General features: G+C 36.3%; 29 protein-coding genes. 3 read left to right on the top strand and 26 right to left on the bottom strand.

The window, feature by feature from the left end; all coding sequences use genetic code 11:
• Positions 1-54: 54 nt before the first annotated feature.
• The 22 genes from Q0X52_RS01390 to Q0X52_RS01285 all read right to left on the bottom strand — a co-directional run bounded on the left by Q0X52_RS01390 (position 55) and on the right by Q0X52_RS01285 (position 16,044).
• A complete protein-coding gene (locus tag Q0X52_RS01390; protein ID WP_297573875.1) occupies positions 55-732 on the bottom strand; it encodes a hypothetical protein in 678 nt (225 codons plus the stop codon).
• 8 nt (positions 733-740) lie between these two features.
• Positions 741-1,199, bottom strand: a complete 459-nt coding sequence (locus Q0X52_RS01385) for an OmpA family protein (RefSeq protein ID WP_297573874.1) — start codon at positions 1,197-1,199, stop codon at positions 741-743.
• A 44-nt stretch (positions 1,200-1,243) separates the two neighbouring features.
• Positions 1,244-2,449, bottom strand: a complete 1,206-nt coding sequence (gene tolB, locus Q0X52_RS01380) for a Tol-Pal system protein TolB (RefSeq protein WP_297573872.1) — start codon at positions 2,447-2,449, stop codon at positions 1,244-1,246.
• The gene (locus Q0X52_RS01375) at positions 2,450-3,244 is read right to left on the bottom strand and encodes a TonB C-terminal domain-containing protein (protein ID WP_297573870.1); all 795 of its coding nucleotides are present in this window, start codon (positions 3,242-3,244) and stop codon (positions 2,450-2,452) included.
• A 2-nt stretch (positions 3,245-3,246) separates the two neighbouring features.
• Positions 3,247-3,630 (bottom strand): biopolymer transporter ExbD, encoded by a 384-nt coding sequence (locus Q0X52_RS01370; RefSeq protein WP_297573868.1) that lies wholly within the window; start codon positions 3,628-3,630, stop codon positions 3,247-3,249.
• Entirely contained in the window at positions 3,623-4,216 is a 594-nt protein-coding gene (locus Q0X52_RS01365; RefSeq protein WP_297573866.1) for a MotA/TolQ/ExbB proton channel family protein, read from the bottom strand. Before Q0X52_RS01365 ends, Q0X52_RS01370 begins: the two co-directional genes overlap by 8 nt.
• Positions 4,216-4,608, bottom strand: coding sequence for an ATP synthase F1 subunit epsilon (gene atpC, locus Q0X52_RS01360; RefSeq protein ID WP_297573864.1), 393 nt, complete (start codon positions 4,606-4,608; stop codon positions 4,216-4,218). Before atpC ends, Q0X52_RS01365 begins: the two co-directional genes overlap by 1 nt.
• A 10-nt stretch (positions 4,609-4,618) precedes the next feature.
• On the bottom strand, positions 4,619-6,022 hold the full coding sequence (atpD, locus tag Q0X52_RS01355; protein ID WP_297573863.1) for a F0F1 ATP synthase subunit beta: 1,404 nt from the start codon (positions 6,020-6,022) through the stop codon (positions 4,619-4,621).
• Positions 6,023-6,039: 17 nt separating this feature from the next.
• The gene (gene atpG, locus Q0X52_RS01350) at positions 6,040-6,927 is read right to left on the bottom strand and encodes an ATP synthase F1 subunit gamma (protein ID WP_297573861.1); all 888 of its coding nucleotides are present in this window, start codon (positions 6,925-6,927) and stop codon (positions 6,040-6,042) included.
• A gap of 18 nt (positions 6,928-6,945) precedes the next feature.
• On the bottom strand, positions 6,946-8,460 hold the full coding sequence (gene atpA / locus Q0X52_RS01345) for a F0F1 ATP synthase subunit alpha (protein WP_297573859.1): 1,515 nt from the start codon (positions 8,458-8,460) through the stop codon (positions 6,946-6,948).
• A 13-nt stretch (positions 8,461-8,473) separates the two neighbouring features.
• Positions 8,474-9,004 (bottom strand): F0F1 ATP synthase subunit delta, encoded by a 531-nt coding sequence (locus Q0X52_RS01340; RefSeq protein ID WP_297573857.1) that lies wholly within the window; start codon positions 9,002-9,004, stop codon positions 8,474-8,476.
• Positions 9,004-9,522, bottom strand: a complete 519-nt coding sequence (locus Q0X52_RS01335; protein WP_297573856.1) for a F0F1 ATP synthase subunit B — start codon at positions 9,520-9,522, stop codon at positions 9,004-9,006. The genes Q0X52_RS01340 and Q0X52_RS01335 overlap by 1 nt, the downstream gene beginning before the upstream one ends.
• Before the next feature lie 2 nt (positions 9,523-9,524).
• Positions 9,525-9,956 (bottom strand): F0F1 ATP synthase subunit B', encoded by a 432-nt coding sequence (locus tag Q0X52_RS01330; protein WP_297573854.1) that lies wholly within the window; start codon positions 9,954-9,956, stop codon positions 9,525-9,527.
• A gap of 70 nt (positions 9,957-10,026) precedes the next feature.
• Positions 10,027-10,899, bottom strand: a complete 873-nt coding sequence (locus Q0X52_RS01325; protein ID WP_297573852.1) for a ParB/RepB/Spo0J family partition protein — start codon at positions 10,897-10,899, stop codon at positions 10,027-10,029.
• Positions 10,900-10,903: 4 nt separating this feature from the next.
• Positions 10,904-11,686: an AAA family ATPase gene (locus Q0X52_RS01320; RefSeq protein WP_297573850.1), complete on the bottom strand. Its 783-nt coding sequence runs from the start codon at positions 11,684-11,686 to the stop codon at positions 10,904-10,906.
• Positions 11,683-12,312 carry a biotin--[acetyl-CoA-carboxylase] ligase gene (locus Q0X52_RS01315; RefSeq protein WP_297573848.1) on the bottom strand — a complete coding sequence of 210 codons (630 nt, stop codon included), beginning with the start codon at positions 12,310-12,312 and terminating at the stop codon, positions 11,683-11,685. Before Q0X52_RS01315 ends, Q0X52_RS01320 begins: the two co-directional genes overlap by 4 nt.
• Positions 12,290-13,219, bottom strand: coding sequence for a methionyl-tRNA formyltransferase (gene fmt / locus Q0X52_RS01310; protein WP_297573845.1), 930 nt, complete (start codon positions 13,217-13,219; stop codon positions 12,290-12,292). Before fmt ends, Q0X52_RS01315 begins: the two co-directional genes overlap by 23 nt.
• Positions 13,220-13,227: 8 nt before the next feature.
• Positions 13,228-13,998, bottom strand: coding sequence for a glutamate 5-kinase (gene proB / locus Q0X52_RS01305; RefSeq protein ID WP_297573990.1), 771 nt, complete (start codon positions 13,996-13,998; stop codon positions 13,228-13,230).
• Positions 13,999-14,003: 5 nt separating this feature from the next.
• Positions 14,004-15,050: a GTPase ObgE gene (gene obgE, locus Q0X52_RS01300; RefSeq protein WP_297573841.1), complete on the bottom strand. Its 1,047-nt coding sequence runs from the start codon at positions 15,048-15,050 to the stop codon at positions 14,004-14,006.
• A 68-nt stretch (positions 15,051-15,118) separates the two neighbouring features.
• The gene (rpmA, locus tag Q0X52_RS01295) at positions 15,119-15,376 is read right to left on the bottom strand and encodes a 50S ribosomal protein L27 (protein ID WP_297573839.1); all 258 of its coding nucleotides are present in this window, start codon (positions 15,374-15,376) and stop codon (positions 15,119-15,121) included.
• Positions 15,377-15,386: 10 nt separating this feature from the next.
• Positions 15,387-15,695 (bottom strand): 50S ribosomal protein L21, encoded by a 309-nt coding sequence (gene rplU, locus Q0X52_RS01290; protein WP_297573829.1) that lies wholly within the window; start codon positions 15,693-15,695, stop codon positions 15,387-15,389.
• Between the two features lie 166 nt (positions 15,696-15,861).
• On the bottom strand, positions 15,862-16,044 hold the full coding sequence (locus tag Q0X52_RS01285) for a hypothetical protein (RefSeq protein ID WP_297573820.1): 183 nt from the start codon (positions 16,042-16,044) through the stop codon (positions 15,862-15,864).
• A gap of 156 nt (positions 16,045-16,200) precedes the next feature.
• Between Q0X52_RS01285 and nadC the strand changes: the two genes are divergently transcribed.
• The 3 genes from nadC (at position 16,201) to yedE (ending at position 18,689) form a co-directional block, all read left to right on the top strand.
• Positions 16,201-17,025, top strand: a complete 825-nt coding sequence (gene nadC / locus Q0X52_RS01280) for a carboxylating nicotinate-nucleotide diphosphorylase (protein ID WP_297573819.1) — start codon at positions 16,201-16,203, stop codon at positions 17,023-17,025.
• Positions 17,026-17,559 carry a hypothetical protein gene (locus tag Q0X52_RS01275; RefSeq protein ID WP_297573817.1) on the top strand — a complete coding sequence of 178 codons (534 nt, stop codon included), beginning with the start codon at positions 17,026-17,028 and terminating at the stop codon, positions 17,557-17,559.
• 65 nt (positions 17,560-17,624) lie between these two features.
• Complete coding sequence (gene yedE / locus Q0X52_RS01270) at positions 17,625-18,689, top strand: YedE family putative selenium transporter (RefSeq protein ID WP_297573815.1); 1,065 nt, start codon at positions 17,625-17,627, stop codon at positions 18,687-18,689.
• A 192-nt stretch (positions 18,690-18,881) separates the two neighbouring features.
• On the opposite strand, the gene Q0X52_RS01265 is transcribed toward yedE, so the two are convergent.
• The 4 genes from Q0X52_RS01265 to folK form a co-directional block, all read right to left on the bottom strand.
• Positions 18,882-19,811 (bottom strand): ribose-phosphate pyrophosphokinase, encoded by a 930-nt coding sequence (locus tag Q0X52_RS01265; protein ID WP_297573812.1) that lies wholly within the window; start codon positions 19,809-19,811, stop codon positions 18,882-18,884.
• 163 nt (positions 19,812-19,974) lie between these two features.
• Complete coding sequence (gene mnmA / locus Q0X52_RS01260) at positions 19,975-20,988, bottom strand: tRNA 2-thiouridine(34) synthase MnmA (protein WP_297573810.1); 1,014 nt, start codon at positions 20,986-20,988, stop codon at positions 19,975-19,977.
• On the bottom strand, positions 20,985-21,593 hold the full coding sequence (locus tag Q0X52_RS01255) for a TIGR00730 family Rossman fold protein (RefSeq protein ID WP_297573808.1): 609 nt from the start codon (positions 21,591-21,593) through the stop codon (positions 20,985-20,987). Before Q0X52_RS01255 ends, mnmA begins: the two co-directional genes overlap by 4 nt.
• Positions 21,584-22,105, bottom strand: coding sequence for a 2-amino-4-hydroxy-6-hydroxymethyldihydropteridine diphosphokinase (folK, locus tag Q0X52_RS01250; RefSeq protein WP_297573802.1), 522 nt, complete (start codon positions 22,103-22,105; stop codon positions 21,584-21,586). Before folK ends, Q0X52_RS01255 begins: the two co-directional genes overlap by 10 nt.
• Positions 22,106-22,109 lie beyond the last annotated feature (4 nt).

Genomic DNA, 22,109 nt, shown 5'->3' with positions numbered 1-22,109 from the left:
CCCATTAAATTTGATATAAGAGCATAATTGTATCTAAAAAGTATAAATTATTTCTTACCTATTTTTAATGGATTTTGCTTCGTTACTCTCTGGAAAGCGTTTTTTTAAGATTGAATAAAATTTATCTGCATTTTTCTTGTCGTTAAGTGCTTCAAGACTCTTTGCAGAATTTAGTAGCAGTGCTGGCATATGATAGGCATTGTCGTTTAGTGCTGCGCTCTCTTTGTAATTGGCTAAAGCGTTGCTATAGGCTCTATTTACAAAATCTATCTGACCCAACATAAAATATGCCTTATCTCTCTCTTGACCTCTTTTTATAAGCTCAAGATAGCCTTTTTTTGCATCGCTGTATTTTTTTTGGTTGAAAAGCTCCATAGACTCTTTTAAGATAACTGATGGTTTTTTAGTAGAAAAGTCCAACTTTGTAGTTTTTTTGCTAAATTGTTTTGATTTAAGTATCAGCTCAATATCGGCAATTTTGCCTTTAAGAGTTAGTATAGTTTCGTTTTGACTCTCGATGACGCTTCTTAAGCCATCAATTGCCTCTTGCTGCATCTCAACTTTTGATGCAAGAGAGTCAATATCTCTTTTGTTTTGCAAAATAACCTCTTCGTTGGCTGTAAGTCCATAAGGCTCACTGCTAGAGGTATCTCCTGCATCAAAAACTGATATCTCACCAGCTGTTAAAAAGGTAGCGACAAAAAATGTCGCTACAAATCTAAATTTAATCAATTTGAAATTTAGTCGATTTTTAGCTCAGCGCGTCTGTTGTTAGCATCGCAAGCTTCAGTTCTATCTGTGCAAACTTTGTTGCTCTCGCCATAGCTTACAACTGAAATTCTATCAGCTTTAACACCCTCTTTTACAAGTGCATCTTTAACAGCTTTTGCTCTTTTTAGACCAAGTGCATAGTTATACTCGTCTGTTCCCCACTCGTCGCAGTTTCCCTCAACTTTTAGAGTCAATGCTGAAGCTGCATCTTTCTTTAACAAAGCTGCATTAGCAACTATAGCACCCTTTTGGTCTGCTCTAATGCTAAATTTATCAAAGTCAAAATAAACTGTTTGAACACTTTTTTGAATTTGCTCAGCTGTTGTCATGCCTTCTGACATTGTTCTATCTACTTCAGGAGTTTTTTTGCTACATCCTGAGAAAACTAATGCTGCAACAGCAACTGATGTTAAAAGTAATTTTTTCATTTTTCACCTCTTTAATTAAAATGTATTTTGATTATACCACAAATTTACCAATCCAATGACTGGATTTTTCCTAAATTTAACGGAAAGTGAAAACTTCTGTTCTCATTTATGCGAATAACTCCTATTGCGCTCTGTCCTGCCGCCTCTTTTATATAGAGAATTGTTCCGCCATCATGTGAAAATCTAGGAAAGTCATTTTTGCCACCCGCTGTTAGCTGTCTGATATAATCGCTTTTTGTTGACATTATGTAGATATTAAACTCTCCAACTCCATCTCTACTGGCATATGCCATGAAGTTTTTGTGCGTGGTGATTGATTTGTTTCTTCTGCCATGATAGACAAGTTGTGCTACAGCTCCACTCCCATCACTATCTACGGCAAAAATATTTGGATATCCCAATCTATCGCTTACAAAGGCCACTCTCTTTTCATCGTCAATAAAATTGCCACTTACATCTATGCCCAAATAGTCTGTGATTTTTTTGATAGATTTTGTTGTAAGGTCGTATAGATAGATATCTGGCTGATCATTTGGTGCGTTGGTTAAAAGAACTTTTTTGCCATCTTTACTAACATCTGAAGCAATTAACATCCCTCTTCCTTCCAAAATCTTATAGGCCTTGCCACTTTGCATGTCATATCTTATAAGCGTTGGATGAATGCCTAAATAGGATGTATAGTAAAACTCTTTTTTGGTGTGATCGCTCCATTTTGGAAAGATATTTAAACCACCTCTAATAACTACCTTTTGATAACTCAAAGTATAGTCACAGACCAATATCTCGCTCTCTTTTTGGCTTACATATCTTGAAAAGATAATCATATCCTTCATCCAATCAACATCTGTATAGACAAGCTCTTTTGAGACAAAGGCAACTGCTTCATGCACCAAAAATGGAAAGCGGCTTCTATCTTGCAGTAAAAAAGCTTGAGAGAGGATGTTTTTATTCTCTTGTATACTATAGACATCTACCTGCATTGAAAGCTCTAGCCCATCTTCTTGCACACTATATTTAAAGATAAACCCTAGCTCATCTTCTATCTTATCAACTACATCAAAAACCGCCGTAACTCTTAGATCTCCAATGACGATTTTATTTATCTTGTTTTGTAATCTTTTGTCTGTTAAATTTGACTGGTCAACAACTGCTATCTTTGGTAAAACAACTTCACCAATACTTTTTATAGTTGTGATATCTTCTGAAAAAGCAAAACTAAAAACCATTAAAAAAAGTAAAATTCTTCTCATTTAATTCTCCATTGTAATTTTTCCGCCACCCTCAAATCGATACTTATGGATATATAGACCATTTGTACCGATAAACTCTTTATATGGAGGGATAGGGAATTTTTGATTTTCTATTATCTCTATATATGCTCTAAATTTCTGATTGAAGTATCTATTGTATGATGGCTCTATAACTGTAACTTTAAGATTGCCATTTTGATCTATCATAATCTCTACAAGAGCAAAATCTTTGCCACTAACTCCACTTCTTTCCCAAAGCCTCGTTAGCTTTCCATTAACTCCACCTATAAATTTGTTATATACACCCGTTCTTTGAGTTTTTCCTTTTTTATCATCTGGAATATTATCTCCAATATCGCTACTCTCATCATCTATGTTATCACCCTTTTGAACATTTTCTTTATCACTTTGTCTATTGCTTTGCAAAGCATCTTTGTAGAGTTTATTTAAATTTATCTCTTCATCTTCTGGCTCATTTTTCGTAACTTCTGTGGCAAAACTTTGAGCTTTTTGATTGTTGTTGCTCTTAGAACTTGCCTTTCTAGAGGTAATTTTTTTCTCCGTTTTTTCACCTCTGCTTTTCTTTGTCTGCTCTTTGCCCTTTGTTTTAGAATTGGTATCATCATCTTCATCTGAATAAATTGTTATGTAGGCATTTTTATCATCTGTATATTGGACATTTTGCAACACCTTACCAATCTCTTTGACACAATAGCCAATAGATAAAACAATTAAAAATGTTAAAAAAAGTGAGATAAAAAAGGCAGGAATCTCAAAAAAACGAATGCTTTTCATAACTACCCTGCAGTTTGGAGTGAAATTTTTAGATATCCTAACTCTTTAATCATTGCAATGAGTTTCATAACATCTTCATAAAGCAACTTTTTATCCGCTTTGATATAGATAGGGTCATTTTTGTTGATGTTTTTTTGTATGAAGTTGTCTTTAAACTCTTCAAAGCTCATTGAAGCGCCATCAAGATAGATTCTTTTGTTGATATCTATCCTTATAGTTCTTTGGTCTTTTGTTTGGCTAACCACTGTTTTGGAGCCATCTGGTAAATTTATAAGCTCATCATAGATAATTGTAGGCATTGCAACCATTAAGATAGCAAGCAAAACCAACATAACATCGACAAGTGGCGTGATGTTTAACTCTGGTTTTTCATCAAAATCATACATCAGCGCTATCTGCTTTTTTAAAAGAGCTGCTTAAAACTACGATATCAACCTCTCTATCTATAATATCAACAAGCTCGTGTGCTTTTCTTTTTATAAGAAGATGAAATGTGTAGGCAGGTATTGCAACAAAGATACCAACACCAGTAGCAATAAGTGCCTCTGAGATAGCTGGAGCAATAACTGCAAGGCTTGAGTTGCCACTTCCAAGTTTGCTAAATGTAACAAGTATAGAGATAACTGTTCCAAAAAGACCGATAAACGGCGAAGTGGAGGCTATGATAGAAAGCCATGTAAGTCCTCTAGTGGCCTCTTTTTGAGCAATACTTGCACAAATTTGAAGTTGCTCTTTTTTGACATCTGCTTTGATACATTTTTGTAGTGATGAGCTAACTGATTCTAAATTTGTCCCCATAAGATAGGAGCGTAGTGCCTTTTGCTCTCTCTGTATCCAAATGGATAGTCCCAAATTTCTTGAGAAAAAGATAGTGAAAGTTACAATAAAATAGACTAAAAGCCAAAAAATAACAAGCTTGGTTATAAATATGCTATTTATAAACCAAGCTATAAAAGGATCAAAAAATCCCACTATTTTGACCTTGCCGCACTATCTATTTTGGCTATAGTAGCAACATAAGCGGCACTTTCGCTTCCCATAGAGGATACTAACTCTTTTGCCTTTTTTAGCGACTCTTCAATAACGCTATCGCTATTTCCACCTACATAGACAGCGCCATCTGCTAAGACTGTGGTCTTCTTCTCTTCAATCTTAAGATAGCCCCAGTTAATTGCTACAACCTCTTGATTGTCTTTATCATCAGTTATATCGATAGTTCCAGTGCTTAATAGAGTTATTAAAGAGGCGTGGCCTGGAAGTACTCCAAGCTCGCCCTCGCTTCCTGGAAATTGTGCTGATTTGACATTGCCTGAAAATATCATACCAATCGGTGTTACAATCTCTAGCTTAAATGTTTTGTCCATTATCAAATCCTTATTTAGCAGATCTTAATTTTTCTGCTTTTTCCAAAACTTCGTCTATATTTCCAACCATATAGAAGGCATTTTCTGGAAGATCGTCATATTTTCCTTCCAAAATTCCCTTAAAGCCATTGATAGTCTCTTCAAGAGTTATATATTTGCCCGGACTTCCAGTAAAGACCTCTGCAACAAAGAATGGTTGAGATAGATATCTCTCTATCTTTCTAGCTCTATCAACTACAACTTTGTCCTCTTCACTAAGTTCATCCATACCCAAAATTGCAATGATATCTTGAAGATCTTTATATTTTTGAAGAACAGCTTGAACGCCACGTGCAACTTTGTAATGCTCTTCGCCCAATATTTGAGGGTCTAGCATTCTTGATGTTGAATCAAGCGGATCAACAGCTGGATAAATTCCCTTCTCGGCAATTGCACGGCTCAAAACTGTAGTTGCATCAAGGTGTGCAAAAACAGTTGCAGGAGCTGGGTCGGTTAGGTCATCGGCTGGTACATAAACAGCTTGAACTGATGTAATTGAGCCTTTTTTAGTAGAGGTAATTCTCTCTTGAAGTTTTCCCATCTCACTTGCTAGCGTTGGTTGATATCCAACAGCTGATGGAATTCTTCCAAGAAGTGCTGACATCTCTGAACCTGACTGTGAAAATCTAAAGATATTGTCAATAAACATCAAAACATCAAGTCCCATCTCATCTCTAAAATACTCAGCCATTGTAAGACCTGTAAGAGCTATTCTGTTTCTTGCTCCTGGTGGCTCATTCATCTGACCATAGCATAGAGCAACTTTATCTAAAACACCGCTCTCTTTCATCTCGTTGTAAAGGTCGTTACCCTCTCTAGTTCTCTCGCCAACTCCTGCAAATACAGAGTATCCACTATGTTTAAAGGCAACGTTGTGTATAAGCTCCATAATAATAACAGTCTTACCAACTCCAGCACCGCCAAACAGTCCTACTTTTCCACCCTTTGCATAAGGAGCCAAAAGATCAACTACCTTTATACCTGTCTCAAAAATCTCACTTTTGGTGCTTTGATCTTCAAAATTTGGTGGATCTCTATGAATTGACCACTTTTTATCAAAGTCTTCACTCTCGCCCTCATCTATAAGATCACCAACTACGTTGAAGATTCTTCCCAAAACTTTCTCGCCAACTGGAACTGTTATAGGAGCTCCCAATGCTACAGCCTCAAGTCCGCGTTTTAAACCATCTGTCATATCCATAGCAATAGCTCTTATGCGGTTGTCTCCCAAATGGGCAGCTACCTCTAAGATAAGTCTTAGCTTTTGACCCTCAACTTCATAATTTACCTCTATGGCTTCATTAATCTTTGGTAGGTAATCGGCAAAATCAACATCAACGACTGGCCCCATTACCTGACTAATTACCCCTTTCATCAACTCTCCTTCTAAATTTATTTCATACTCTCAACACCGCTTATTATCTCAATAAGTTCGGTGGTAATTGAACTTTGTCTTGCTTTGTTATAAGCTAAACTAAGCTCTTTAACTCTCTCTTGTGCATTATTGGTGGCATTTTCCATAGCGTTCATTCTAGCGCTATGCTCAGCTGCCAAACTATCAATCAATGCATAATACATACTGTATTCAAAATATTTTTCTATCAACTTATCCAAAATTTCATGAGCGCTATTTAATGGCTCAAACTCCATAAGTGACTCATTTTTATCGCTAATGGCCTCTGGTTTTTTTACAGGAACCATATTTAGCACACGAATCTCTTGAGTTATCATATTTTTATAACCATTATGCACCAAAACAATCTTATCTGTAAGTCCTGATAAATAGTCCTCTATCGCCTCATCTATAATCTCTTTGGCCTTTTCATAGTTTGGCGATGAGCTAACTCCGATGTATTTTTCAAAAATTTCAACACCTTGGAAGCTAAAATACTCGATGCCTTTCTTGCCAATAGCTCGAAGTCTGACTTTGATCTTTTGATTTTTGTAGCTCTCAATCATCTCTCTTACTGTATGTATGGTGGCTATATTAAAGCCGCCCGCTAATCCCTTATCTGCAGTAATAAAGACGATATCAACAGTCTTTACCTTTCTATCAATATCAAAAAAGCTATTTGTCTCTTTTGATGCATCAGAATCACTTAATTTTGCTGCAATCTCAGACATAACCTCTTCTATCTTTTTGGCGTATGCACTTGATTGATAGGCTGCATCTTTGGCTCTTTTTAGCTTTACATTAGAGACAAGCTTCATAGCTCGTGTTGTTTTTTCGGTATTTTGAACACTTTTAATCTTTGCTTTAATCTCTTTTAAATTTGCCATCTCTTCTACTTTCTTAAACTATACAGAAAATGTTGCCTTAAATTCATTTAAAGCTTTTACTAGCTTCTCTTCAAGCTCTTTTTCTATATTTTTCTTATCTCTTATCTCTTCAAAAATCTCAGGATATTTAGCCTCTACATATGGATATAACTCTGATTCAAATTTACCAATAGCTTCAACTGGAATATCGTCTAAAAATCCTTTGGATCCAGCAAAGATTATTACTATCTGTTTTTCAACTGGAAGTGGGCTATATGGTGGTTGTTTTAAGATCTCAACCATTCTTTGACCACGATCTAGTTGTTTTCTACTGCTCTCGTCCAAATCACTTGCAAATTGTGCAAAAGCTTGAAGTTCGCGATATTGCGCAAGATCTAGTCTTAGGGTACCTGAAACTTTTTTGATAGCTTTTATTTGAGCTGATCCACCAACTCTTGAAACTGACAATCCAACATTAATAGCTGGACGAATACCTGAGTTAAATAAATTTGACTCAAGGAAAATTTGACCATCTGTAATAGAAATGACGTTTGTTGGAATATAGGCTGAAACGTCACCCGCTTGAGTTTCGATGATAGGAAGTGCTGTAAGGCTACCGCCACCTAACTCATCATTTAGCTTACTTGCTCTTTCAAGTAGTCTTGAATGAAGATAGAAAACATCTCCTGGATAGGCTTCACGTCCTGGTGGTCGGCGAAGAATCAAAGACATCTCACGATATGCAACTGCGTGCTTACTCAAGTCATCATAGATGATAAGTGCGTGTCTGCCATTGTCTCTAAAATACTCACCCATTGTACATCCAGAATATGGTGCAAGATATTGAAGTGCGGCCGCTTCGCTAGCTCCTGCGCTAACTACTATGGTATAATCCATCGCTCCATACTCTTCAAGTTTTTTAACAGTTTGAGCAACGGTGGATTGCTTTTGTCCAATAGCTACATAGATGCAGATAACATCTTGACCTTTTTGGTTGATGATAGTATCTACAGCAACTGTAGTTTTACCAGTCTGTCTATCTCCAATGATAAGCTCTCTTTGTCCCCTTCCAATCGGAACTAGTGCATCGATAGCTTTAAGACCAGTCTGTAGTGGCTCATGAACTGATTTTCTAGCCATGATACCTTTGGCTTTCTCCTCTACAAAGGCGGTTTTTGTTGTCTCAACTGCACCTTTGCCATCTATTGGTTCACCCAAAGCATTGACAACTCTACCTATCATTGCATCTCCAACTGGAACTCTAAAGAGTTTTGAAAGTCTTTTTACACTACCGCCTTCAACAATGCCTGAAGTCTCGCCCAAGATTACGACACCAACACTATTTTCTTCTAGGTTTAAAGCGATGCCTTGTGTGCCATTTTCAAACTCAACCATCTCATTTGCCATGACATTTTTAAGACCATAAACACCAGCAACTCCATCTGCAACTGAGACAATCTTGCCAGTCTCTTCGATCTCAACACCTATATCAAACTCTTCAATCTTTTGTTTGATTATGCTGCTTATCTCATCTGCTTTTATTTTAGCACTCACTATTACTCTCCTTTTAAATTGCTTTTAATATATAATCACTCATTTTTGTCTTAAGCTTATCTAGAGAAAAATTTACCTCTATACCAAGCTCTTCTATATCAACTTTTATACCATCAATATCGCTTTTTTTGTAAGCAAAATCTATCTTAGAGTTAAATTTCTTTGAAAACTTTTTCTCTAAGCTTTTAAGCTCGCTCTCAGTTAGCTCTTTGCTAGAATAGACTATGCCACTATATTCGTTGGACTTTGATAATATAGATGTTTTTAGTCCATTTAAGATATCAGGTATTATTAAGATTCTGCCATTTTCAAGCAATAAATTTAAGAAATTTAAAATCTTTTTGTTTTTTCCACTATAAAGTGATAAAAAAAGCTTATTCTTTTGGCTACTGCTTATAAGTGGCGAAGATAGAAGACTTTTAAACTCTTTATCTTTAAATGCCTCTGTTATGAAGTCCAAAAGACCCACCAACTCATCAAAATCTTTTCCCTCAAAGCTCTCTAAAATAGCTTTTACATAGCGTTTAGATACTAAAATAGACATTAGCTAACCCTTTTTTCTACAATATCAATAAGCTCTTTTTGTTCAAGCTGGATACTTTTGTCTTCAAAAACTTCATTTAAGACATCTTTTACAACATCTTTGGTGATACGTTTTTTAGAAAACTCTTTTTGCTCTTCAAAGCTTTTTTCTAACGATCCTATCTCATATTTGATATCTTGTAGTGATTTTTGTTTTAAGAGCTCTATCTCTTTTTTAGCAATCTCAACCAACTCAACCGCTCTGCTTTTTGCAAGCTCTAGATCTTTTATTGACTGTTTTTTCTTCTCTTTAGAGTCTTCTAACTTTGTTTCAATGGTCTCAAGTCTTGAGATTATTCCATTAATTCTATCATTATATGCCTTTTTAGCGATATTCTTTAAAAAGTAAAATAAAATTCCAAAAAATATCAAAAAATTCACAGTTCGCGGAACGATATCAAAATTGCCACTCATCTCTGGAGTGTCAGCTAGGATAAATATTGGTAAAAATGTCAATAACAGTAAAATTCTTTTAAACATAATTATCTCCCAACACTTTTTGAAAGTGAGTCTTTTAGGCTATTTTTAAACTCTGGAACTCTAGCCATTAAATTTTTCTTAAGCTCCTCTTTTTCATCTTCTAGCTCTTTTCTAAAGAGTGCCATTTCGCTCTCTAATCTCTCTTTTTTCTCTGAGATCTCTTTTTGACTCTGGCTATTTATCTCTTCAATAGCATTGGCTTTCAACTTTCCTGCCTCATCTCTTGCTTTTGCAATGATGGCGGCAATCTGCTCTTTGTTTTCGCCAATTTGAGCTAAATTTTCATCAGCAGCCTTTTCGTCGCTTGCTATAGCCGCTTCTCTTTTATCCATAAATGCGATAAGTGGCTTATATAGTTTTGCGTTTAGGTAGGCTATCAAGAGTAAAAATACAATTATAGTCACTACAAATATTGGAAAACTTATATCAAGCATCAACCCTCCTTTTATTTTGATTAATTCGTCATTCTATCTAATTTTTATTTAAATTTTATAAATTTAAACATTAACAAAAGAGCTCTTTAAAATCTTTTATAGTAGAAAGATCTTTAAATTCAATAGTTAATCGATTTTGATTGATTTTTATCTTTCCAAATTTATTTAAAACATCTCTAAACTCGCCAAGCTCTTTTGCAAACTCATCTCTGTTTTTATCATCTTTTTTCGGACTTTTAAATTTCTCACTATTTTTTGACTTGATTTTTTGTATTAACTCTTCAGTCTGCCTAACATTTAACTTTTGACCTATAATTGTATTTAAAATCTTTATCTCATCTTCGCTATCAAGACCAACCATGACCTTTGCATGGCCCTGTGAGATTTTGTTTTCAAGTAGTGCTTTTTTGCTCTCCTCTGTTAGAAGTAGGATTCTTAGGGTATTTGTAATCTGCGATCTTGACTTTTTGATGATATTTGATAGCTCTTCTTGAGTGATCTTATACTCATCTATCAGCTCTTTATAGGACTTTGCAAGCTCTAATGGATTAAGGTCTTCTCTTTGGATATTTTCAATCAAAGCCAACTCTCTTAAGCTGCTTGACTCAATATCAGCAACGATAGCTTTAATAGTAGGCTGTTCCAAAAGCTTTGTAGCTCTCAGTCTTCTCTCGCCCGCAATTAGTTGAAAATCATCATCTTTTTTTATTACGATGATAGGCTGTATAAGTCCGTGTCGCTTGATGGATTGTGCTAACTCCTCTAGCGCCTCTTTGTCAAAGACAGCTCTTGGCTGATAGGGATTGGGTTTGACTTTTTCTACTGGAATCTCCAAAACCAAATCTTCATTTCCACTCTCTAACTCCCTTGCATAGGCACTCTCAACATCTCCAAGTATCGCATCAAGCCCTCTTCCTAGTCTTGCTTTTTTAACTTTTGCCACAACATCACTCCATTATTGAGTTAGCTAGACTTTGATATGCTTGACAACCGATAGACTTTGAATCATACAAATTTATAGGTTTGCCAAAACTTGGTGACTCGGCTAACTTGACATTTCTAGGAATCACAACAAAGCCATATTCCATATCGTCGCTCTTAAAAAGCTTGTTTTCAAAATGCTGCTTCAAATTTAGAACTGTCTCTTTTGAAAGATTGTTTTGCGCGCTATACATAGTAGGTAAAAAGCCCTTTATCGTGAGCTTTGGATTGATAGTTTGCTTAATAATCTTTATAGTATTTAAGATAAGTGCCATTCCCTCAAGTGCAAAAAACTCGCATTGGATAGGAACTATCACGCTATGGCTTGCTGCAAGTGCATTTACAGTGATATTTCCAAGTGCTGGTGGCGAGTCTATGATGATAAAATCATATTTGCCTTCTATCTCGGCAAGTTTGCTTTTTAGGATAAGTTTAAAATCTTTGGCTTGATTGGAGAATTCTTGCTCAATCCCAACTAGAGCGATGTTTGATGGCGCTATAGAGAGATTTTCAAGCTCTGATTTTAAAATAATTTCAGAAAATCTTTTTCTACCTGTAAAAACATGATAGACATTAAACTCATAATCGCTTCTGTTAAATCCAAGTCCAGTAGTTGCATTTGCCTGTGGATCTAGATCTATTATAAGGACATTTTTGCCCATCATCGATAAAGATGCAGCTAAATTTATAGCTGTTGTAGTCTTGCCAACTCCACCTTTTTGGTTTGCAATGGTAATAATCTCGCTCATCTTAAACTATACACCTTTTTATTATTTATCAAAATAGCTCCATCGTCACATAAAGTCGCCTCTTGAAGGCTTGATAAATTTCCATCTATGTGCGAGCTAAATTTTTTTGACTTCTCAAAGTCTAGCAAAAATTTACTTAAAATCTCTTTCCATAAAGGTTTAAATTTCAATTTTTTGCAAAAACCATCAACAATCTCTTCTATAGTAATTTTTATATCCAATTTTTGGGCATTTAGTGGCGGGTTTAATAAATTTATACCAACTCCACAAATCAAAATATCTTTCATCTTAGAAGTTATAACTCCACCAATTTTTTTATCACCGATAAAAAGATCATTTGGCCACTTAAGCCAAATTTGAGAGCCTCTTTCTGATAAAAACTCCTTTAACAAATAGGCAAAATAGATACTTGTAGAGGCAAGTGGTATATCTTTGGCAAGTGCGCTTTGCTCGATACAAAATGAAAAGTAAAGATTGCCCTCATCGCTTTGCCAACTATTTCCTCTACTTCCAACACCTCTGCTTTGTTTTTTTGCAACTATACCAAATGGTGGTTTTCTGTTTTTTAGATACTCTTTTGTAACATCTTGAGTTGAACTGCACTCATTTAGATAAAATATTTTCATCAAAACGATCGCCCTCTTTGAGTCGCTTTCCATTTATAAAATCTCTTGCCAAAAGTGGTTTTTTGCCACTCTCTTGAAGCTTAAAAATCTCTATATCTCCGCTGCTAAAGCCAACACTAAAGCTCTCTTTTGATATTTTGGTTATCTTTCCATAGCTGCTGCTACTTTTGTTTGCAGCCTTTGCAATCTGCAATAATTTTGTATTGTTTTCTAAAAATACTCCAGGCCACGGATAAAAGGCTCTAAATTTCGCCATAACCTCATCTACATCATCGCTAAATTTGACAAGTCCATCCTCTTTTTTAATTTTTGGACATTTTGAACTCAAGGCGTCAAGTTGTTTCAAAGGAGCTATTTTGTCGTAGTTTTTCAAAACTTCTATGATAAGAGAGGCCGCCATTTGGCTAAATTTCACAAACAGCTCACTTGAGTTTAGTCCCTCTATATCATCAAAACTAAAGGCTAGCATATCGCCATCATCAAGACCAATATCCATCTTCATAGCTGTAACACCGCCAATTTTATCGCCATTTAAAATAGCACTTTGTATAGGGCTTGCACCTCTGTATTTTGGCAAAATAGAGGCGTGTAAATTTATACATGGACAAATATCCAAAATCTCCTTTGGCAAAATCTGTCCATAGGCTGCAACAACGATAAAATCGGGATTTAGGTTGGTTAAATTTCTATAAATTTTCTCATCCCTTAGAGTGGTTGGCTGGTAAATTTCAATATCAAGCTCTTTTTCTAGGATATATTTTTTAACATCTGGTGGAGTTAGAGTTTGTCTTCTGCCAACAGCTCTATCTGGCTGCGTAAAAAGTGCCATTACTTCAATATTTTCTTGCAAAATTCTATCAAGAATAACAGTTGCGTAATGTGGCGTCCCCATAAAAACTATCTTCATTTCTCATCCTAAAAAAAGCTATTTTTGCTAAAAAGTGTGCCGCCAATCTGTCTGCCATTTAGCAAAAATTCTCTTGCAACAGTTAGATCAAAACCATTAGTTAAAAACATAGCTTGATTGTTTTGTAGTAAAAAATTTGCCGCCTTTAGCTTGGTAACTATCCCGCCAGTGCCAAATTTGGTCCCAGCTTTTGGTGTTGCCTCTAACTCAGACTCATCAATCTTATCTACATATAATTTGAGTTTGGCATCTTTATTAAGGCGTGGATCATCATCATAATATCCATCAATATCGCTTAAAATAACCAATATATCGGCATTACAATAGTGCGCTACACTTGCGCTTAGCCTATCATTGTCACCAAAAACTATCTCTTCTACGCCCGTTGCGTCATTTTCGTTGATGATAGGCAAAACTCCATAAGAGCAAAGTCCCTCTATGACATTTTTAGCATAATTTGTTCTTTTTCTTGAGTCAAAATCTGCCGCAGTTAGTAAAATCTGCCCTGAGATGATGTTATGACGTGATAAGATTTCGTTGTAAATTCCCATAAGATATGGCTGTCCAATAGAGGCTAAAATTTGGCGGTTGGTTATGCTGTTTTTTGGTATGTGACTTTTGATACTTCCTGAGTTTATCGCACCTGAGCTTACAAAAATTACCTCATAGAGCTTCAATAGATCGGCCACAAATTGACAAAGATTTTCAACTCTTTGCCTGCAAATCTTATCCTCATCACTAATGACGTGAGAGCCGACCTTGATGACAACTTTTTTTATCTCTCTCATTTTAACACTCTTAAAAGCTCTAAAATCATAAATTTGAGCTCTTTTATGTTGTAGTTTGTAGCAGATGAGATTGGAAGGACAAAAAACGGCTTACTTTTGTCATAAGTTGCAATCTCTTGCTTTTTTTCAAAGTCAAATTCTTTGCAAAACTCCTCAAGCTCCAAATTTAGATCTTTATTGGTTGCATCAACCCTGCTAAAAACTATGGCAAAGGCTCTATTTTTGTTATTTTCTGTGTTATTAAAATATGAGCTCAACTCATCTCTTAGCACCTTAAACTGCTCTTTTAGATCCCTATGACCCGCCAAATCCAAAACAAAAAGTATCAGCTTGGTTCTTTCAATATGCTTTAAAAACTTAAGTCCAAGCCCACGACCGCTACTTGCGCCCTTAATAATCCCTGGAATATCGGCCATCACAAAACTACTATACTCATCAACTTCAACATATCCCAAATGCGGAGCAAGCGTTGTAAATTCGTAGTTTGCAACTTCTGGTTTTGCATTGGATATGGTTGATATAAGAGTCGATTTACCAACATTTGGAAAACCTGCTAGCCCAACATCTGCAATCAGCTTGAGCTCTAATCTTATCTTTTTTTTCTCGCCCTCAAGCCCTTTTTGAGCATAGTCTGGACGTTGGTTGGTAGAGCTTTTAAAATGAACATTTCCAAGTCCGCCTTTGCCACCTTTTAAAAAAAGTTTGCACTCTCCATCTTCCAAAAGATCAAATAAAAACTCGCCCTTTTCTTCATCATAAACTGCTGTGCCTGGTGGAACTATAAGATAGAGGTCTTCGCCTCTTTTACCATTCATCTTTTTACCTTTTCCACCATCGCCATTTTTGGCACTTAAAACTCTTTTTCCTTTATAAAAAGAGAGTGTGTGAGTATTGTTGCAAGCCTTTATATAGACATCGCCACCGTCCCCTCCATCGCCACCATCAGGTCCGCCAAGTGGAACATACTTCTCTCTTCTAAAGCTTGAGCAACCAGCTCCGCCTTTGCCTGCTTTGACACTAAATTTTACACTATCTATAAACATATTTTCCCTTTAATAGCTAAAAGCTTAGCCAAGGAGTGAAGTTGCCAAAATATGGCAACTAATTGAAGTTATTGTGCTGGATATACGGATACTTTTTTTCTTGTTTTGTCAAACCTTTCAAATTTAACAAAGCCATCTATCAGAGCAAAAATAGTGTGATCTCTACCCATACCAACATTCTCTCCTGCATGAGTTGCGCTGCCTCTTTGACGAACAATGATATTTCCTGCTCTTACAAACTCACCACCAAATTTCTTAACACCTAACCTACGACCAATACTATCGCGATTATTTTGGGTTGAACCTTGACCTTTTTTGTGTGCCATAAATTCTCCTTTAACCTACAATATCTTCTACTATAACACGTGTAAATGCTCTTCTAAAGCCACGTTTTAACTTTGAGTCTTTTCTTCTTCGTTTTTTAAAGATGATAACCTTTTTATCTCTGCCAATCTCAACGACTTTTAAGACAACTTTTGCACCCTTAACATATGGCGCACCTACCTTTATACTATCTCCACTTAAGGCCAAAACCTCATCAATGTCGATACTATCTCCAACTTTGGCATCAAATCTATCAAGTCTAAGAGAGTCTCCCTTACTTACTCTATATTGTTTGCCGCCATGTTTGATAACTGCATACATCAAACTTTCCTTTATTTTGGTAGTAACCAAAAAGCACCCAAAGCTAGATACCTAGATACTTAGGGATTTAAAAGCTATTTTGGCCCGTGATAAGCTGTAATTATAACTAATATATTTTAAAGTGAGCTAAATTTAAAAACTGTTTTAGCTCTTAAATTTATAAGAGCTAAAACTTTTTAAACTCTACTCTCTCCTTTGCTGTAGGAAAGGCGTCGTAGTCAGGTGAGTGCTCTTTGATGAGCTGCTCTAGCTTTGCTGTGTCGCTAGGGATTGCAACCAAGCCAAAGTCTTTAGCTGTACTTATAAGCTCTTTGGCACTCTGGGCACTTAAAACTGCACTACAAAGCACAGAAGTCAAAAGAGCAAAATAAATTTTTTCTCCTTAAAATGATATAACTATATCTTAACATCAATTTGCCAAAAGTTGATAAAAGCTCCATATGAAATTTAAAGTTTTATTAATTTATTTGATGTAAAATTGACAATAAATTTATGGAGGATTTTAATGTTTTTGAAATCAACAATCAAAAGAGCATTGCATGAAGATATCAGAAGAGGCGATTTGTTTGCTTTGGAAGCAAAAAACAAAAAGGTAAAAGCCGCTATCATCTGCAAACAAGACTCTGTTTTTGGCGGAGAAAAAGTAGTAAAAAAACTTTGCAAATATAAAAATATCAAGCTAAAACTCTATGTAAAAGATGGCGATAGAGTAAAAGAGGGCGAAGTTATCTGCCATTTGCAAACTACTCTTTTAAAACTTCTTAGAGTTGAAAGAACACTGGTAAATTTCATACAACATATAAGTGGTATAGCAACCAAAACAAGGGAATTTATAGATGAATTAGATGGGCTTGATGTGGTGCTTTTGGATACTAGAAAAACTCATCCTGGCCTTAGAGAGATAGATAAATACGCTGTAAGATGTGGTGGTGGAACCAACCACAGAATGGGACTTGACGACTGTTTGCTAATCCAAGAATCGCACCTAAAAGGGATAGATGACTTGGAGCTTTTCATAAAAAATATAAGAAAAAAGATGCCATTTACTGCAAATATCGAGATTGAGTGCGACAATATAGAAGATGCTAAAAAATTTATGAAAAGTGGAGCAGATATCGTAATGTGCGACCATATGAGTCCAAAAGAGTTAAAAGAGGTAGTTGCATATAGAGATGCTCATCATAAAGAGATCCTTATAGAGGGCACTGGCAACATTACAGTAAAAACTGCTAGAGAGTATGGGCTAAGCGGAGTTGATGCCATAAGCACGGGAAGTAGCATCTACAAAGCAACTTGGATTGATTATTCGATAAAGATAGTGGAGGAGTAGATGAAAGAGCTTAAATTTCTGCTTTTAGGAGCAACTATTGTGCTTTTTAGCGGTTGTGGAGTTTCTAACTGGAATCTTGGCAACGAGGCACCAAATATGACCTCTCAAAAAACTACACAAAAAATCTCACCTACACCGCCACCTCAAAGCGATGAGATAACTCTAATCCTTGATGATGAGATATCTATAAACGATGAAGAGAGCCAAAACAGTGAGAGTAACCAAAGCAAAGAGGTAGATAGACTCTATAAAGAGTTGCAAAATCCTACCAAGCCTGCAAAGAGAGTTGTACTTCCACCAAAAAATGGGCTATATCACATAACAGCCATCATCGAAGCTTGGGGCGAGCCAAACTCAAAAGGTCCAAATGAGTATGTTTGGAAGAGTTGCAAAGCTACAGGAGAGTATAAAGAGGAGTGCGATGCCTCAAGTTGCAGAACGATACCGCTAACTAAGTGCTGCGATAGAGTTCTAAAGACTGACAATGGCGGTTATGTTAAAAACTTAAGCACAGCGATAGAGGAGTGCAACTAGTTTAAATTTCAACGATATTAATATCTTTAGAAGTCAGTTTGACTTACACATTTAAAAGGTAAAAAATGAATAAATTTACTTCAAACATAGTTTCAGGCGTTACTTTAGGAGTGGTAGCAGCCTTTTTGGTCCATTTTGGCAATCCTGGAAACATGGGAGTTTGCGCCGCTTGCTTTTTAAGAGATAGTGCTGGTGCGCTTGGTTTTCACAGAGCAGCTGTTGTGCAATATCTTCGCCCAGAGATTATTGGGCTTATAGTTGGTGGGCTTTTGTGCTCGCTTTTTTGGACAAAAGATTATAAAAGCCAAAACACCTCAAGTCCATTTTTGCTCTTTTTCTTGGGAGTTTTTGCGATGATTGGCTGCCTTATCTTCCTTGGATGCCCTTGGAGAGCATTTCTTCGTTTGGGTGGCGGCGATATGAGTGCAATTGCGGGAGTTGTGGGACTGGTATGCGGTGTCTATTGTGGCAGGTTTTGTAAAAAGAGATTTGGATATACACTTGCCGATGAGACTGAGTCAAACAAAGCGATGTCAGCCATCCCGATAGCCATCTCTTTGCTTTTGCTGCTTGCTTTGGTTTTTGGGCTAAAGGTTGGAGAAAATGGCGCTTTATTTAGCTCCATAAAAGGTCCGGGCTCACAACATGCGCCGATTTGGATAGCTTTGGCGGGCGGAGTTTTGATTGGTATTGTCATGAGAAAATCTAAGTTTTGCAGTGTTGGTGCCTTTGCAAAAATAGCCGATAGGGAGTATGCGATGTTTGGTGGAGTTATCGCCATCATAGTTGGAGCAACTATCGCAAATTTGGCACTTTCACAATATCACTTGGGATTTACCAATCAGCCGATAGCTCACAATGAGTTTGTCTGGAATTTTCTTGGAATGATGCTTGCTGGATTTTGCTTTTCGCTCTCTCAAGGCTGCCCTGGCAAACATCTTGTAAATATGGGAAGTGGCAACCTTGGCTCATCCATCTTCATAATAGGAATGATGGCAGGCGGCAGTATCGCACACAACTTTAGCCTTGCAAGTTCAGGAGCAGGAGCAAGCTCTTTTGCGCCGTATGCTTTGATTGCGGGCTTTGCGTTTTGTATATTTGCAGGTTTAACTAACAAAAAGAGAGTTTAACTTATGGTGGCAAAAAAGCCACCTAAATTAAACTTAAGGCTCAAATTTAAAAAAGCAGTTATTAATAGCCAAATTTAATCTTCAAATTTAAGAGTCGTTTGGAGTGTCAAATTTAAACTTTTAGGCTGAATAGTCAAATTTAAGAGTCAAATTTAGACCTTAAATTTGAGTTCCAAGTCTAAATAGTCGATTTTAAACAAAAAGACTATTTACACTCTCATCGTGATAAACTCTGCGTATCACTTCACCAAAAAGCGGAGCCACGCTTATGACCTTTATCTTATCATTTGGGCTTTTTAGTGGAATTGTATCGGTCACTATAAGCTCATCTAACGCCTCATTTTGAATGTTTTCATAAGCCTTTCCACTAAGAACTGCGTGAGTGCAGTAGGCCATAACGCTTGTAGCGCCTCTCTCTTTAAATGCAGCGGCTGCCTTTACAATGGTGCCTGCTGTGTCTATCATATCATCTATAAGAATGACATCTTTGCCTTTTACATCGCCTATTACATTCATAACTTCGCTCTTATTTGCCTCTTCTCGGCGCTTATCAACTATGACCATATCAAGACCAAGTTTTTTTGCAAAACTTCTAGCTCTTGCAACTCCGCCTACATCGGGACTTGCTATTATTGGGTTGGTTAAATTTTTGGCTTTAAAATAGTCTGTAAAGATGATGGAGCCATAAAGGTTATCAACAGGAACATCAAAAAAGCCCTGAATTTGCCCTGCATGTAGATCCATCGTCACAACTCTATCAACACCGGCAGTTTGAATCATATTTGCAACAAGTTTTGCAGTAATTGGCACTCTTGGAGCCGCTTTTCTATCCTGTCTTGCATAACCAAAATAGGGAATTATAGCTGTAATTGAGTTGGCTGAACTTCTTTTTAGAGCGTCACTCATAATAAGAAGCTCCATAAGATTGCTATCGGTCGGAGCGCAGGTTGGCTGGATGACAAAAACATCTTTGCCTCTTACACTTTCGCCTATTTGAAAGCTTATCTCACCATCGCTAAAACGTCTTATAGAACAGTCACTTAAAGGAAGTGAGAGATATTTTGAGATTTTCTTTGAAAACTCGACATTGGCGCTACCTGAAAATATCTTATAACCACGCATAGATAACCTTTTAAAATAATTTCTAGTAGTATGGTAGCAAATTTATATTTAAGCACTATTTAAATTCTTAGTATTATTAAATTTCAACATAAGTTTAAAATGAGTTAGCAAGCACCAAAAACTTAATGAAATTTAGCCACCTTTTCATCAAAACAGATGAAATTTAGGCTATAAAACCACTTGCTAAAACTCTCTTTTCTTCATCATAAAATACTGCAAGCTGACCTTTAGCAACTCCATATACTGGCTCTTTTAAACTAACCTTTAGCTCCTCTTTATCAACTGTTGCCATAAGCATAGGACTTTTATACCTTATCTTTACAAAGGCGTTAAATTTGCTACTAAGTTTAGTAAAAGTGTTTAAATTTGAGATATGAAACTCACTCACACGAAGCTCCTCTTTTGTGCCAACTATTAGCTCGTTATTTTGCGCATTTATCTCCAATATGTAGTGTGGCTCATGCGCACAATTTAGAGTAAAGCCCCGTCTTTTGCCTATGGTGTAGTGCATATAACCTTTGTGAGTGCCTATGATGTTGCCATTTGTGTCTTTGACAAGACCTGGTTTTTGGGTATTAAAGTGCCTGTTTAATATCTCAATATAGCTATTTTCAACAAAACAGATCTCGCTGCTCTCCTTTTGACTAGTGATATCCAAAAGCTCACAATACCCACCAATCATCTCTCTTATCTCTTTTTTATATAGATTGCCAAGTGGAAAAATCATATGTGAAATAGCGCTTTTATCGATGTTTGCCAAAAAATAGCTCTGATCTTTACTCTCATCTTTGGCAGCCTTTATAAGTCCATTTTCTACTCTTGCATAATGCCCTGTTGCAAGGCGCTCAAAGCCATTTTCCAAAGCATAGTTCAAAAGTGCTCCAAGCTTTATCTTTTTGTTACAATAAACACAGGGATTTGGTGTCTTGCCCTCTTTGTAGATATTTACAAAAGGGTCATAAACAAACTTTTTAAACTCATCTTCCAAGTCCAAAACAGTAGTTTTTATCCCAAAAAACTTTCCTACAAGCTCGACGTTTTTTATATTTTTTTCATGATAGCCCTCTTTTTGATGAAGCTTCATATAGCAGCCAACGACCTCGTGTCCCGCCTCTTTTAGGAGTTTTACACAGACTGTTGAGTCGATACCGCCGCTCATTGCTACTAACACTTTCAACTCTTTTGGCTCCCATTTACAATGCCATTAAAAATCTCATCAATCTCATCTGTTAGGCAAAAAAGATTGAGATCCTCTTTGGAGATGACCCTCTCTTCTAGAAGTGAGTTTTTTATAAAATCCACCAAAGGGCTAAAAAATGCAGTTCCATAGAGATAAATATCGGCCTTTTTTAACTTGGTCTGTACCAAAACCAATATCTCAAAAAGCTCATCCAATGTCCCATAACCGCCAGGAAAGACGACAAAATGGCTAGATTTTTCAATAAGTGCTACCTTTCTTATCTCAAGTCTTGAAAAAAGTAGCGAAGTAGTTACGTAGTCATTGACCTTTTGCTCTCTTGGCAAGATGATATTAAAGCCAACACTTTGCTCTTTGTTGGAGCTAAAGGCCCCTTTGTTGCTAGCAAGCATTATGCCGCCACCCCCGCCAGTAACTATAGTATAGCCCGCATCTGCCAATCTTTTTGCAAGCAGGTAGGCTTTCTCAAAGTAAGGACTATCCTCTTTTAGCCTAGCTGAACCAAAAATAGTCACAGACTTTTTTGGCAAGTTCATCGCTATTTTTGTGTTTCTAATCTCTTTTAAAATTTGTTTTAGATCCATCCTCTCTCCTTCATCAAACCTATTGGAACTATTGTGCTTACTCTCTTTTCTACTCCAGGATGTGGCAAAACTAACCGCTCATCATCTAAATTTAGATTATCAAAATACAAAATATCCAAGTCTAGAGTGCGTGGTGCATTTGGAAATTCTCTTTTTCTTTTAAATTTCTTCTCATAGTGCTGCATTATCTTCAAAGTCTCTTTTGGGCTTTTTGATGTTACTAGCAATAAAACCGCATTATAGAAATTTGGCTGATTTGTGTAGCCAAATGGCTTGTTTAAGAGTATTGGCGATGAGGCGATAAGTCCAAATCTTCTATCTTTGTTCAACTCAAAAACTAACTTTTCAAAATTTTTTTTTACATTATTTAAATTTCCGCCAACTCCAACCAAAAAAAACTCTCTATAAAAGCCCTTGTCATCTCTAAATTTACGCGGAAAAAAGCTACTTTTGATAAGTTTTATAGCATCTTGCAAAAAAATAAAATCATTTTTTAAAAACTTAGTATTCATACAA

The organism is uncultured Campylobacter sp., assembly GCF_947255105.1.
Classification (GTDB): Bacteria; Campylobacterota; Campylobacteria; order Campylobacterales; family Campylobacteraceae; genus Campylobacter_B.
This window is presented reverse-complemented; position numbering and strand designations above follow the sequence as displayed.

What these genes read in the sequence shown, in the direction of transcription:
- Q0X52_RS01320 (WP_297573850.1), bottom strand. Translation starts at nt 11,686, where the DNA reads ATGAGCGAGATTATTACCATTGCAAACCAAAAAGGTGGAGTTGGCAAG.
- Q0X52_RS01315 (WP_297573848.1), bottom strand. Translation starts at nt 12,312, where the DNA reads ATGAAAATATTTTATCTAAATGAGTGCAGTTCAACTCAAGATGTTACA.
- folK (WP_297573802.1), bottom strand. Translation starts at nt 22,105, where the DNA reads ATGAATACTAAGTTTTTAAAAAATGATTTTATTTTTTTGCAAGATGCT.
- Q0X52_RS01335 (WP_297573856.1), bottom strand. Translation starts at nt 9,522, where the DNA reads ATGTTTAAAAGAATTTTACTGTTATTGACATTTTTACCAATATTTATC.
- rpmA (WP_297573839.1), bottom strand. Translation starts at nt 15,376, where the DNA reads ATGGCACACAAAAAAGGTCAAGGTTCAACCCAAAATAATCGCGATAGT.
- obgE (WP_297573841.1), bottom strand. Translation starts at nt 15,050, where the DNA reads ATGTTTATAGATAGTGTAAAATTTAGTGTCAAAGCAGGCAAAGGCGGA.
- yedE (WP_297573815.1), top strand. Translation starts at nt 17,625, where the DNA reads ATGAATAAATTTACTTCAAACATAGTTTCAGGCGTTACTTTAGGAGTG.
- Q0X52_RS01385 (WP_297573874.1), bottom strand. Translation starts at nt 1,199, where the DNA reads ATGAAAAAATTACTTTTAACATCAGTTGCTGTTGCAGCATTAGTTTTC.
- Q0X52_RS01370 (WP_297573868.1), bottom strand. Translation starts at nt 3,630, where the DNA reads ATGTATGATTTTGATGAAAAACCAGAGTTAAACATCACGCCACTTGTC.
- rplU (WP_297573829.1), bottom strand. Translation starts at nt 15,695, where the DNA reads ATGTATGCAGTTATCAAACATGGCGGCAAACAATATAGAGTAAGTAAG.
- atpD (WP_297573863.1), bottom strand. Translation starts at nt 6,022, where the DNA reads ATGAAAGGGGTAATTAGTCAGGTAATGGGGCCAGTCGTTGATGTTGAT.
- Q0X52_RS01330 (WP_297573854.1), bottom strand. Translation starts at nt 9,956, where the DNA reads ATGCTTGATATAAGTTTTCCAATATTTGTAGTGACTATAATTGTATTT.
- fmt (WP_297573845.1), bottom strand. Translation starts at nt 13,219, where the DNA reads ATGAAGATAGTTTTTATGGGGACGCCACATTACGCAACTGTTATTCTT.
- Q0X52_RS01255 (WP_297573808.1), bottom strand. Translation starts at nt 21,593, where the DNA reads ATGGATCTAAAACAAATTTTAAAAGAGATTAGAAACACAAAAATAGCG.
- atpC (WP_297573864.1), bottom strand. Translation starts at nt 4,608, where the DNA reads ATGGACAAAACATTTAAGCTAGAGATTGTAACACCGATTGGTATGATA.
- nadC (WP_297573819.1), top strand. Translation starts at nt 16,201, where the DNA reads ATGTTTTTGAAATCAACAATCAAAAGAGCATTGCATGAAGATATCAGA.
- Q0X52_RS01375 (WP_297573870.1), bottom strand. Translation starts at nt 3,244, where the DNA reads ATGAAAAGCATTCGTTTTTTTGAGATTCCTGCCTTTTTTATCTCACTT.
- Q0X52_RS01275 (WP_297573817.1), top strand. Translation starts at nt 17,026, where the DNA reads ATGAAAGAGCTTAAATTTCTGCTTTTAGGAGCAACTATTGTGCTTTTT.
- tolB (WP_297573872.1), bottom strand. Translation starts at nt 2,449, where the DNA reads ATGAGAAGAATTTTACTTTTTTTAATGGTTTTTAGTTTTGCTTTTTCA.
- Q0X52_RS01340 (WP_297573857.1), bottom strand. Translation starts at nt 9,004, where the DNA reads ATGTCTATTTTAGTATCTAAACGCTATGTAAAAGCTATTTTAGAGAGC.
- Q0X52_RS01265 (WP_297573812.1), bottom strand. Translation starts at nt 19,811, where the DNA reads ATGCGTGGTTATAAGATATTTTCAGGTAGCGCCAATGTCGAGTTTTCA.
- atpG (WP_297573861.1), bottom strand. Translation starts at nt 6,927, where the DNA reads ATGGCAAATTTAAAAGAGATTAAAGCAAAGATTAAAAGTGTTCAAAAT.